At 41.8% G+C, this 12,988-nt stretch carries 7 protein-coding genes; all 7 read right to left on the bottom strand.

The window, feature by feature from the left end; genetic code table 11:
• Positions 1-782 precede the first annotated feature (782 nt).
• Complete coding sequence (locus AAEZ00_RS19885) at positions 783-2,705, bottom strand: bifunctional diguanylate cyclase/phosphodiesterase (RefSeq protein ID WP_351079318.1); 1,923 nt, start codon at positions 2,703-2,705, stop codon at positions 783-785.
• A gap of 7 nt (positions 2,706-2,712) precedes the next feature.
• Entirely contained in the window at positions 2,713-3,363 is a 651-nt protein-coding gene (locus AAEZ00_RS19890) for a transglutaminase-like cysteine peptidase (RefSeq protein ID WP_351079324.1), read from the bottom strand.
• Between the two features lie 82 nt (positions 3,364-3,445).
• Entirely contained in the window at positions 3,446-4,054 is a 609-nt protein-coding gene (locus AAEZ00_RS19895; RefSeq protein WP_351079321.1) for an OmpA family protein, read from the bottom strand.
• The gene (locus AAEZ00_RS19900) at positions 4,054-5,463 is read right to left on the bottom strand and encodes a TolC family outer membrane protein (protein WP_351079315.1); all 1,410 of its coding nucleotides are present in this window, start codon (positions 5,461-5,463) and stop codon (positions 4,054-4,056) included. Before AAEZ00_RS19900 ends, AAEZ00_RS19895 begins: the two co-directional genes overlap by 1 nt.
• A gap of 21 nt (positions 5,464-5,484) precedes the next feature.
• Positions 5,485-6,867, bottom strand: a complete 1,383-nt coding sequence (locus AAEZ00_RS19905; protein ID WP_351079312.1) for an HlyD family type I secretion periplasmic adaptor subunit — start codon at positions 6,865-6,867, stop codon at positions 5,485-5,487.
• Positions 6,864-9,041 carry a type I secretion system permease/ATPase gene (locus tag AAEZ00_RS19910; RefSeq protein WP_351089623.1) on the bottom strand — a complete coding sequence of 726 codons (2,178 nt, stop codon included), beginning with the start codon at positions 9,039-9,041 and terminating at the stop codon, positions 6,864-6,866. The genes AAEZ00_RS19905 and AAEZ00_RS19910 overlap by 4 nt, the downstream gene beginning before the upstream one ends.
• Before the next feature lie 83 nt (positions 9,042-9,124).
• Positions 9,125-12,988: beta strand repeat-containing protein (locus tag AAEZ00_RS19915; protein ID WP_351089625.1), on the bottom strand; the 3,864-nt coding region annotated here is incomplete at its 5' end.

Here is a 12,988-nt window from a genome sequence, read left to right on the forward strand (position 1 = left end):
GGTGATTAGCGCAGCCCGGTAGCGCATCTCGTTTGGGACGAGAGGGTCAGAGGTTCGAATCCTCTATCACCGACCAATTTAACAAAAAGCCACTCTAATGAGTGGCTTTTTTGTTTTTGGCGATATTGATCATTAATTACAATCATATATTTGATAGCTAATATTCCAAGATTAAACGTAACGAACCTCAACTTAAGTTAATAGAGGGGGAGTAAGCTAAAATAAGCAAATTTAACCTAAATTTATATCAAACTTGCTATTTATTTTGTTAACAAAGCGCCTCACGTCGTTACCACTGCGCCAATAGCTAGTCTATTGCATTTACTTTCAAGTCTATTGCAAGTAAATGTAAGGCAGGTAGCAGGGCAAAGAACTGCTTGATAACCGTTTATTATCCCGAACTTAAGTTAGCCTTTGTCTATCAGTAAACCTTGCCTATTTACCCTAACATTTAGGCTATGTTTGATCTCATATAATGGTATGGCTCAATATTGTGGCATAAGCTTGGCCGTTAGGTGGCATGAAGCTGTAGTCGTTGCCCCGCAGCGTATAATCATGGCATGAGTTGCGCCAATGTTCCACAGAGGGGTTTGCGCCGTGTTATCGAGATTGGGCAAGCCAGTCACTATTTTTTTTGCTCAATAACCGCAGTGAGTTAACGGGTGAGTTCATAGCCTTGAGTCAATGGCTTGTGAGGCAATGGCTCGTGAGTCAATAACCTCGACATAAAAAAACCACTCCGAAGAGTGGTTAATACGAGTGAGTTAATCAATCTATACCACTTATAACTTCACATTGACTGGCGGTACAATAAAGCCTTGATAAGCATCGACTCTGAGATCAGTAAATCTTGTCAATTGGGTTGCTTCTTGGATCCCTGTCACAATCACTTGAATATCTAACCCTTTAGCGACATTGACTAAAGCGCGGCATAATTCACTGCTGTGTTGATTATCTTCAATATAAGCCAGTGACTGGTCAAGTTTGACATAGTTTGGTCGCAAGCTTTGCAAGTAGGCCATTGAGCCGAATTGGCGACCAAAATGGTCTATACCAAAGTGAGCGCCAGAGTCTCGAATGATTTTACACAGACTTTCACAGGATTCTAAATCGCTATACACACTCGCTTCGGGGATTTCAAAGCAAATACGTTCAGGGTATTTATTGGTTCGAAGGAACTGTTTTAGCCAAAGATGAAAATCAGCATCGCTAATACTTTGATAAGTCAGATTGATGGCGACTCGTTCATAATTACGTTCAAGTAAACGATGTTCATTGACGGTTTCTATCAAACAGCGATCAAACATTGTACCTAATGATAGTAACTCTATATAGGGTACAAATTGTCCTGCATGGAGGGTCTTGTCACCTATTTGCAGTTGGCAAAAAAGCTCACGCTGACAAATTTCATCTCTGGCACAAAGCTGAATCGGCTGCCAACGGAATTGGAATTTTTTGTTCTTTATCGCGTGATTTAAATTACTGCGCCATTCCTCTCGGGTAAACAGTTGCTGTTGAGTATTTTCAAACCAATGAAACACTTTGCCGTCTTTAATGGACTGTTGGAGTGCGTTATCTGCTTGTGCCAACATATCTGATACTGTCATTTGCCCTAGGCGCTCTGCTACACCAATATAAAACTGTTCGTTTGGTTTACAACCAGATTTAGATATTTCTTTATTAACAGTACGTATTAGGCTTTGTAAATACTTCGTCAGTTGATCATGTTCACAATCTTCAACAAGGAAGGCGAATTCATACGCAGCAATACGGGCGATAACAGAGGAGGATATTTCATCCTGGTGATGCTGTAATTTCTGAGCCAGAATACGAATGGTCTCATCGCGAACTTGGAAACCGTATTTGCTATAAACGTCTTCTAGCCAATCCATTTTGACTAAATAAAGCGCACCAGTACTGGGCTCGCTTAACCAGCCATTGACTCGACTGACCATATACTGCCTATTTGGCAGTCCTGAGACTTGATCGACGAGATTTTTCTTTCTTAATGCGGAAACTTCTTCGTCAAGGGAGTTAAAGACTTGTTTTAATTGAGCAGACATACTGTTAAATGCATTGACTAGCTCTTTCAGTTCCTTTGTTTTTGGCGCTGGCATATCGGGACCAAATTGGCGCTCGGCAATTTTTTTTGCGTGTACAGAAAGGGTATTTAATGGTTTCAAAATCCAACTGAGTCCCACCCTTGCACATATGATGGCAATGAGAAATAAAATTGAAAATAGGATCAGAATATTTGAAATGGTCCGCCATAGTTCATGATAACCAAAACCGGGGTGAGCAGTAATTTCCAGCGTGGCAAGTTGTAACCAACCAGAGGTAATAGTGGTTTGTTTGTTAATGGTTTTAAACAAGTTAAGATCGATAAACCATTGAGGAACATTATTTACTCGAATAGCGTTATTCCACACTTGCTGCTTGCCATCAACTAACCAGGTTAATTTGATTTGTTGATAATAGCCGCCCTCAAAAATAACATTGACTAATGTTTCTGCTCCAGCATCATCACCAGCTTCTAAAACAGGCGTTAACATTAATCCTAATGAGTTACTGGTATTATTGAGATCAGATTCCATCTGTTGTGTTAAAAAACTTTGAGTCTCTGAAAATTGTACATAGGCTACGCTTGCAATCGTTAACAAGAAAAGCCCGAAAAGTAACGCATAGATCTGCCTGAACAGGGTCATGTTGTCACTACTCCATGTTGAGTTTGGGTTGGCGTAAGCGGTCTACACCTAGTCTAAGTTTAAGGTCAGTCCATTTTTCAAGGCGTGATGATGAGCCAGCTAACACACCTCGGCCTTTTTCTTTGTTTAACCATAATTGTTGACCATTAAAACTATAAACAGGCAGCAGATCTTTTCGTTTCGTTGCCAGCTTTATGGTTTTATCTAAATTGTCGAGCACTAACGGGATCGAATTAGGCTTTTCGTAATACGCTAACACCATATGATACTGGTTCAACGATGTTGCTTTTACCATGGTGATCCTGAGTTTATCTTCAGCAATACCAAGTTGAAGAAGCGTAAAGTATTTCGCGATTGAAAAATCTTCACAATCCCCCCCATTAGCCCCAATAAACTCCATCGGCGAAGCCCAATAATTGGAATCGCCCCATAGTGTTTGATCATCAATGAATCGAAATAAGTTAAAGAACTGATTAACTTTTTCTAATTTCTCTATTTCAGCAAGTTTCTGTGAATCATTAACGATTTTAAACCAAGCATTTGCTCGTAATCCTGCTCTATCGCCATAACGTTCCGACAATGCTGAAACGGTTTTTTGCTGGTTTAACTCTTGAGTCGGTGCCGCATATAAACATGAAACTAAAAGGGCCGATGCCATAATAGAAAAATGACAGACCCTTTTATACAGCGATGTGATTACTTTGCTGTCTTCATGACTCAAAGAATCAATGCCTTATTTATCACTCTTCCATTTTCTCGTCGACAGTGTAGATATTCCATCTCATTGCTGGAATGGTATCATCGGTTGCGACTTCAGCGATCACGCGACGATTACGTCGTTCGGCTTCTGGCGTACCACTGTTATCGATAGGGCGATCAAAACTATAACCAATGGCGTCTAAACGACTTGCATCGATACCAAATGTGTTTTCTAACACTTCAATGACAGCTTTAGCACGTTTCTGAGATAAGGCTAAATTAAGCTCATAGCTTCCAATTTTGCTGGTATGACCTTCAATTGTCACCTTAGTGGTAGGGTCGGTTTGCATTATTTTAGCGACGAGTTCAATTTGATCATAATACTGCTGATCGATAACCGCAGAATTATTGCTAAATAGAATCTTTAACTCTTGGCGTTCATTGATGTCTTTTATGCTACCACAACCGTAGTTGTCTGCCGCGGCATCCATAATGGTCTCCGCACAACGTTCGCGGGCCATTATCACCCCATCACGGTCATTGTCAGCAAGATCAAATTTTTGTGGTGTAGACGGCGTAGACTCGACAATATCGTTGATTGAACAACCTGCGGTTGCAATCAATGCGAGTAAAATTAGCAAATATTTCATCATTTAACACCTCCCTCATAATCTTGCTCACCACGCCATTCTCCTGGACGTGTTACTCGAAGTGAGTCGAGTAGATCGCCAGTCGAATTGAGTACTCTATAGCGAGCCGCAATTTCGTCATACTCGGTTTTCAAGTAATCTTTGCGCGCTTCAAATAGTTCATTCTCAGTATCGAGTAAATCGAGAAGGGTACGTTGACCCAAGTTAAATTGTTGCTCATATGCCACTTGAGTCTGTTTTGCCGCCACAACGTGTTCACGTATAAATTGTTTTTGTGGGGCGAGCATTTCATAGGCATTCCAAGCGAGAGAAACACCTTCAACCACTTGACGATAAGCACGTTGTTGGATCTCTTTAGCTTCGTTAATTTTATAGGCCGTTTCTCTATCTCTAGAGACATCTTTACCACCAGAAAAAAGGTTATATTTAACCCGAACCATAGCAACTAAATCATTGTTATAGCCGTTAACATTTTGGCTATTAAATGTGCTGTAGCCGTCTTCGCCGTCAGTATCATTATTCCAGTTACCATTAAGCTCTAGACTTAATTGTGGGAAATAGTTGGCTTTGGCTGAGCTACGCTCTTTTTTAGCGGCATTAATGTCATTTGCTGCTGACTTTAACACAGGGTGTTTCGATTTTGCTGACATGAGCCCTTGTTCTAAGCTTTCCGGGAGCATATCGGCATCAGGCACTGGCAGGATTAAGTCGTCAGGCTGTGCTTCAACAATTCTGATAAAGGTTGCACGAGTATCTTTTAAATTATTTTTAGCTGAAATCACATTGGCGTTTGCGCGGGCAAGGCGACCAGTGATTTGCGATAAATCTGCTATCGATCCTAATCCAGAATCTGTGCGCTGTTTTATTTGATCATAAATCTCTTTATGACTTGCGAGGTTTTTCTCTGATAGCAGTAATACTTGTTCACTGCGGATGTAGTTTAAGTAGACTTTTGCAACATCCAATGCAATATCTTCAGCGGCGGAAAATAATGCCCACTGATCAGCACTGGCTTCAAACGAATAACGATCGACTTCGCTACTGGTATAAAAACCATCAAATAGCATTTGTTTGATACTAAAACCGGCTTCGCCACGTTCTAAATCAATCATACCGTCATTATCTACATCTCCTTGACCTGCTTTACGCCGAGTCGAAGGGCTATCGGTTTGCTCCCAGCCATAGCCAGCAGAAATATCTAAGGTTGGCATGTAGCCAGCTTCAGCCTGATTAACTTGCTCTTCGCGCGCTTTAAAACGATTAAAAGCGATACGTAAATCTGGGTTTGTGTCTAGCGTATGTGCAACTGCTTGCTCAAGTGTTTGGCTTGAGACTGCTGGCGCTATCGATATTGATAAAGCCAATGCAATCATACTCAGCTTTTTTTGCTGATTTATAATAGTTATCATTAAAAAACCCTCCTGGTCTTCTTAGCGCTCTCTAAGAGCGGTATCTTTCGCTCTTAAAATTGGATTTAAAATGTACTCAAGTATGGATTTCTTTCCCGTGATGACATCAACCGATGTCAGCATCCCTGGGATTATTGGCATCTCTGTGCCATTGTCTTTCAATAAACGGGATTCTTCTGTTCGTACCTTTACAATATAGAAACTGTTACCTTCTTCATCTTGTGATGTATCGGCGCTAATATGTTCAACGGTACCTTTTAGTCCACCATAACGAGTGAAGTCATAAGCGGTAACTTTCACTATGGCTGGTAATCCTGGATGTAAAAAAGCAATATCTTTAGGGATAATTTTAGTTTCTATCAGTAGTTTATCTTCTGATGGCACAATTTCCATAATCTCTTCGCCTGGCTGCACAACACCACCCAAAGTATTAAAATTAATCTTTTTAATTGTTCCAATAACAGGCGAGGTAATGACGGCTTTACTGACTTTATCAAATGCGCCTTTTTGTGCCTGATTCATCCGAGATAATTTGGTTTGCATTTCATTGAGTTGTGCACGTAAATCTGTGGCATAAACAAACACCGCTTCCCGGCGTTTTAAGATGGCTTCATCCATTGAGGCTTTGACCTTGGGCCGCAAAAGTCTCACAGATTGTAATTCACCTTGAATATCATTCACTGTGCGCTCAAGTTTGAGTAGTTCAACTTCAGGGACAATTCCTTTACGGGCCAGCGGCCGGGTCAACTCAAGCTCGCGTGATACTAATTGGTAACTCGTTGTAAGAGTACCAATTCTGGACGCTAATTCTTCAATTTCCTGTTGGCGTTGTTGGATTTGACGCACCAGAATTTCTAATTGGTTACTTAAATTATCAAGCCGAATAGAATATTCTTCTTGTTGACGCTTAACCAGTTCAGGCTCCTCGTCAATAATGGTCTGCGAAAAGAGCAAGTTTTGTTTAGTGATTTTGACTTGTTCGCGCCAGTCAGAAGACATATCGGAGATGATAATGCTGTCTAATTCAGTGCGCATCCGAATAATGTTGGTTTGTAATCCGAAGACTTCTTGTTCTTGTTGGTCGAAATCAGAGCGAAATCGTGTGTCATCAATACGGGCTAAAGATTGTCCTTTGGTGACCATGACCCCTTCTTGGACGTAGATGTCTTGTAAAATACCGCCATCTAAACTTTGAATAATTTGAATTTGTGAAGATGGAATAACTTTACCGGTTCCTGTTGTCACCTGATCTAATTCCGAGAAATAAGCCCAAATAACAAAGCACACCATCATTGCAGCCAGTGACCAAATGATAAGACGATGTCCTGAAGGAGCATCCGTCATCATGGCACCGTAAACGTCATCAACCATTTCTAAGTCTGCAGCGGTAAGGTTTTTACTCATGAGTTTTGGGCTCCAGAAATTGTCCCAGAATTGAGTTTAGCCAGAACTTCATCTTTAGGGCCATCAGCCACTACATGACCCCGTTCGAGCACAATAATACGATCGACTAGATTTAATAAATGCATCTTATGGGTAATGAGTAATAATGTTCTATCGCGACTAACAAGTTGCATTGAGCGAATAAACTGTTTTTCTGCGCGGGCATCAAGGCTAGCAGTAGGTTCATCCATTAATAATATGGATGGGTCATTTAATGTCGCTCTGGCTAAGGCTACCGTTTGTCGTTGACCTCGGCTCAATGACAAGCCTCCCTCACCAACTTGTTGATCTAAACCTTCTGATTCTAGGTTAGTAAACATACTCACACCAGAAAGCTGGATTGCTCTTATTAATTGATGTTCAGTTACTTGGCGAGAACCGAATAAAATATTGTCGCGGATCGTACCGTGAAACAAGGTGACGTCTTGGGGTAAATAGCCAAAGTTACGTCTAAGATCGCTAGGGTGAATTTGTCCTGCATCAAGGCCGTCATAGCGCAGGCTGCCTTGAGTCGGTTTGTATAATCCTAGTAGTAATTTGGCTAAGGTACTTTTACCTGAGCCATTACGGCCAATAATGGCGATACGTTCACCAGGATTAATACTTATTGATAAAGGATGTAAGCTGGGCTTTTCGGAACCAGGAAAGCTAAAACTGATATTATCAGCCTCTATTTTCCCCATAAATCGTTCTTTGCTTGCTAGGTTCCCTTTGTCTTCAAACTCATCTTCTTGTTCCATAATCGCGTCTAATTGGCGCAGTGAACTCATTGTATGATTGCCACGGGTAATTAACCCAGCTAATTGAGCCATGGGGGCGATGGCTCGGCTTGATAGCATGACCGCGGCAATGATCCCACCCATGGATATTTCATTTTCAGCTAATCGATATACGCCCAATACCACGACGAGCACAACAGTTAATTGCACCATAAAGTTAGCAATATGACTGACATAATTAGACAGTTTTTTGGTTTTTAGTTGCCAATTGGCGGTATGGCCGATCATTTGTTGCCAGCTTTTTTGTACTAATCCTTCGGCACCGTTGGCTTTAATTGATTCTAATGCGGTTAGACTTTCAATCAAATGACCATGTTTTAAACTTGAAAAGCGATTACTTTCTTCAATTGCCAGTTTTAGTTTAGGTTGTATATATAAGGTTACTGCAATAATAATTAGGCTGCCAATCACTGGAATAATCGCTAAATCGCCAGCAACAATATAAATGATGAACACGAATAGCAATGCAAATGGCAGGTCAACGAGTGTGGTGATGGTTGCAGAGGTTAAAAACTCTCGAATACTGTCAAACTCACCTAATTGTCTGGCCATGCCACCAACACTGGGTGAACGTTTTGATAACGGAATACCAATAGCTTTGGCAAATAATTTTGAAGAAACAATAATGTCGACTTTTTTGCCTGCAATATCGATTAAATAGCTGCGTAATTGACGCATGATAAAGTCAAATATATAGGCAATGCCTGCCCCTATAGCTAAAACCCAAAGTGATTCAAACGCAAGATTGGGCACCACTTTGTCATAGACATTCATAATGAATAGTGGTGAAACCAACGCAAACAGATTGACTAATACTGAGGCTATAAGCGCATCTCGGTAAATGGGGGCCGAGTCTTTGATACTTTGCATTAGCCAATGTGTACTGCTGTCATGCAGGTGAACATCAAAACTTTTATCACCGCGATAATCTTGTTTAACTAGAAATAAATAGCCGACGTATAAGGTTTCTAAACCCTCAATTGTCAGGGTTTGTTCGCCGCCCGTTTCGGGTAATTGAATAATGACTTTGTCTTGATCTAGATCGATTTGTCGGAGAATACAGGCCTTTTTATCTTTTAATAACAAGATACAAGGTAATAATATTTCAGAAATCTGATTCAAATCTTTACGTGATAATTTAGCTGATAGTCCAGCTCGAGCCGCTGCTTGAGGGATTAAGTCGGGTGTGATGACGGCACCAGATAGCGGAAGACCTGCCGCAAGGGAATCTATTGAGCAAGGGCTTCCAAAATGCTCAGTCAATAAAACTAAACAGTCGAGTAAAGGATCGACCGTTACCCGTTGGGAAGCAGAAATGGTCCACTGCTCACTTGTGTTAGACGCAAGGTTAGGCACCTAATCATTATCCTTAATATTTATTGTTAGAATAAGCAAATATGCGTCACATAATACTATGTGACGCAGTCAATTTGTTGTTATTAAGGAATAATATTTCCATTATGTTGATCAAATAGATCTGCATGGTTAGTTCCTGGCGACGGGGCCGGATTGACTGTAGCAGTATCAACAATGAGTGCGCCATCATTAAGTAAACCGTTAATGATAACTCCTTCAGTGGTGCTAGCGTATTCCTGCGATAGGTCTACACCATCAAGTACAATAAATTGGTCAACATTACCATCAAGGTCGGCATCGATAGAAATTGTCGTGCTGCCACCACTGAACGAGAAGTCTAGATAGCTTTCTAAATTACCGCTCTGTTCATTTTGTAATAAATCACTGATATGAAGAGAGTCATTGTTAACTTCAAAGTCTTTAATCGTATCTGTACCAATATCGCCCTTAGACCATACAAAGGTGTCATTACCTAATCCGCCAATAAGGGTGTCGTTACCTAGGCCACCGATAAGTAAGTCATTACCTTCGCCCCCATTGAGAACATCGTTCCCGCCCTGACCAAATAATATATCATTACCAGTACCACCATTTAGAATGTCGTTACCGTCATTTTGATTATTGATATTAAACTCATTTACATGACCACGAATATAATCATGTACAGCTCTAACATCAACATCTGCAACTTTTTGGCCTATTTTGTCAGCCACATAAGTTTGTAAAGCGACATATCCTTGCTCTGATGAACCGCTAAATCTAACTAAGTCACCAAAGATAATGTCATCACCTTCATTGCCACTTGTGTCATCATCACCTTGTGATTGCAGTGTCTCAGAGCCAGTAATAACACTTGATAAATCAGATACATCAATAGATGCTCTTACGCTTCCATCTGTATCGTATATTTTCAAGTTTGCTTCATTAACGGTGGTGCCACCGTTTGCACTGGCTAAGCTTATCGCTTCAACTTCAGACACTGCAGCGAGCAGGTTGAACGTGTGTACGGCTTGGTTAGTACTATTTGTTCCACTATCGGTATAGCCCGTGAATTTATTATTACCATCAAAACTAATTTGGCCAATTTTAGCGCCTGTATAAGGTGAATAAACAGCACCGTTAGAATTGACAACCATTTCGTTATCAAAGCGAATTATTGTGCCTTTGCTATAGTTTGTACCTATTAGTTCACTCAAGCTCACATAACTGTTTGTGGTCGCGTCATGGCCAATCAATACTTTAGATACATCTCTATCAACGGTCTGGACATTTGGTGAACCATCAGTAATGAAATAAGAAATATTATTTCCCACATTTTGTTGGATTGCTGAACTAGTAAACCAGTCTATTGCCGACTCAAATCCAGCTTCATAATTTGTGTAGCCTGATGCACCAGCTGAGTTAAGTTTTGCCATTAAAGTTTCAACAGCTTTTGGATCGTCCATGTTAACTGACACTGAATAATTTGTACCTGTGGCAAAATTAGTCAGTAATACGTTAACAATACCACTATGAGAGCCAGTGGCACTATTCGCGAGTGATTCAAAGACGGATTCCAGCTGAGTTATCGCTTCTGCTATTACCCCTCTCATGCTGCCGGAAGTATCGAAAATAAATGCAATATTGTAGTTCTCTCCAGCAACAATCTGTAAGCCTTGTTGATCACTAACAATAATATCGTTACTTTGCGTTCCCTCAATAATGTCATTGCCAGGGTTACCGTTATAGCTGACATAAGTGGAACTAGCGTCTGCTTCGCCAACAATGTTAATCGTCACTGTCGCAGTGTCGGTAGCGCCATATTGATCCGTTACCGTATAAGTAAAGGTATCAGTTACAAGTTGCCCAGCGGTAAGTGCTTCAAATGAATCGTTGGTGTCATATGAATAAGTGCCATTACTGTGAATAGTTAACTGTGCGCCACTATCTAACAAAACAATCTGGCCATCAGTAACGACGGCTCCATTTATCCCAGTTAGCGTAAATGTATTATCTTGGGTATCAGAGTCATTGTTTAATAGGCCTAGGCTTGTGTCTGTAATGGATAGCACGCCATCTTCAGAGACCATATAAGTGCCCATAATCGCTGGTCCAGACGCTGTAATGCCCGTTAAGAAGTAATCTGATGAGTCAGTTAAGGCACTACCATTAGTCGCTTCATTAATTGTCTGTGTTGCTTCAAACACTAATTGGTCAAAGACAATATTACCGGTATCAATACTGAAAGTACCAGCGTCACCAGAAGTCGTCTTAAACGTTTCACTTGCGACTAATTGTCCATTGTAATAAGCCTTCCAAACACCTTGCTCACCATTATTTTCATTTGAAAATAGGTTAGTGACGCTAAATGTCGCCTGATTAACTAGGCCATTAAAATCAACAACAATCGCTTCAGATGTACCTGTAGCTGAATCATACTCGATTTGTCCTGTTACCTGATCTGAGGTACGCGGTGAACCCGCCACACCGAGCTTGTTAGAGCCTGATTCAATGTTTACTGCGCCCATTGAACCATCCGCTGTGCGCGCTGAAATCCTCATTAGGCTTTGGCCGTTAGACTGTGGGATTGCCCAAGCGGTACTTGACCCTGTGGTTACTGAATATGATGATCCTGGAAGATCATCAATAGCATCAACATTGTTAAGATCAAAAGTCACAATTGCAGTATCAGTTAAGCTGCCATCACTTGTTTTAACGGTTAGGCTAATTTGGCTACCATTGTCGTAGTTAATTTGCGTCGTATCATTAACAGAAATTACCCCCGTCTGTGCATTAATGATGAAGGCACCATCTGCGCTAATTAGACTATTTGATCCATTAGCAAGCACAAAAGAATAAGACAATGTGTCACCGTCGATATCAGTATCATTTCCAGTATTGGCATCATTAACGTCATATACGTTAATGCCATTAGCAATAGAGTCATTAATCGTGGATGTGTAATCGTCAATGACTGGTGCATCGTTCACTGGCCTCACGGTGATGGTCAAGGTAGACGTGTCAGTCGGGCCAGAGCCGTCGGTTAACACATAGGTGATCACCGGCACTGGACCGTTGTAATTGGCCACTGGGGTAAAGCTGTATGCGCCATTGGCGCTTAATGTGAAGCTACCGACACCGGCAATTATCACCGCTTGACCTAAGGTCAATGGGCCAGTAACGCCGTCAATGCTGAAGCTTTGTACGGTCACCGGACCATCAACTGAGCTGGTGCCGGTTAATACAGTGCCCGTGGTTGCGCGGCTGTCTTCTGCCACTGAAATCACTTCGTTCGCGTCAGTGAAATTATCGTTCACTGGGCTCACGGTGATGGTCAAGGTCGAGGTGTCGGTCGGGCCAGAGCCGTCGGTTAACACATAGGTGATCACCGGCACGGGACCGTTGTAATTAGCCACTGGAGTAAAGCTGTATGCGCCATTGGCGCTTAATGTAAAGCTACCGACACCGGCAATTATCACCGCTTGACCTAAGGTCAATGGGCCAGTAACGCCGTCGATGCTGAAGCTGTGTACGGTCACAGGACCATCAACTGAGCTGGTGCCGGTTAATACAGTGCCCGTGGTTGCGCCGCTGTCTTCTGCCACTGAAATCACTTCGTTCGCGTCAGTGAAATCATCGTTCACTGGGCTCACGGTGATGGTCAAGGTAGACGTGTCAGTCGGGCCAGAGCCGTCGGTTAACACATAGGTGATCACCGGCACGGGGCCGTTGTAATTAGCCACTGGAGTAAAGCTGTATGCGCCATTGGCGCTTAATGTAAAGCTACCGACACCGGCAATTATCACCGCTTGACCTAAGGTCAATGGGCCAGTAACGCCGTCGATGCTGAAGCTTTGTACGGTCACAGGACCATCAACTGAGCTGGTGCCGGTTAATACAGTGCCCGTGGTTGCGCCGCTGTCTTCTGCCACTGAAATCACTTCGTTCGCGTCAGTGAAATTATCGTT

It is taken from the genome of Shewanella sp. S1-49-MNA-CIBAN-0167, assembly GCF_040310145.1.
Lineage (GTDB): Bacteria > Pseudomonadota > Gammaproteobacteria > Enterobacterales > Shewanellaceae > Shewanella > Shewanella psychromarinicola.

Excerpts from the sequence above, each read along its gene's own strand:
- AAEZ00_RS19885 (WP_351079318.1), bottom strand. The coding sequence starts at position 2,705 with ATGACCCTGTTCAGGCAGATCTATGCGTTACTTTTCGGGCTTTTCTTG.
- AAEZ00_RS19890 (WP_351079324.1), bottom strand. The coding sequence starts at position 3,363 with ATGGCATCGGCCCTTTTAGTTTCATGTTTATATGCGGCACCGACTCAA.
- AAEZ00_RS19895 (WP_351079321.1), bottom strand. The coding sequence starts at position 4,054 with ATGAAATATTTGCTAATTTTACTCGCATTGATTGCAACCGCAGGTTGT.
- AAEZ00_RS19900 (WP_351079315.1), bottom strand. The coding sequence starts at position 5,463 with ATGATAACTATTATAAATCAGCAAAAAAAGCTGAGTATGATTGCATTG.
- AAEZ00_RS19905 (WP_351079312.1), bottom strand. The coding sequence starts at position 6,867 with ATGAGTAAAAACCTTACCGCTGCAGACTTAGAAATGGTTGATGACGTT.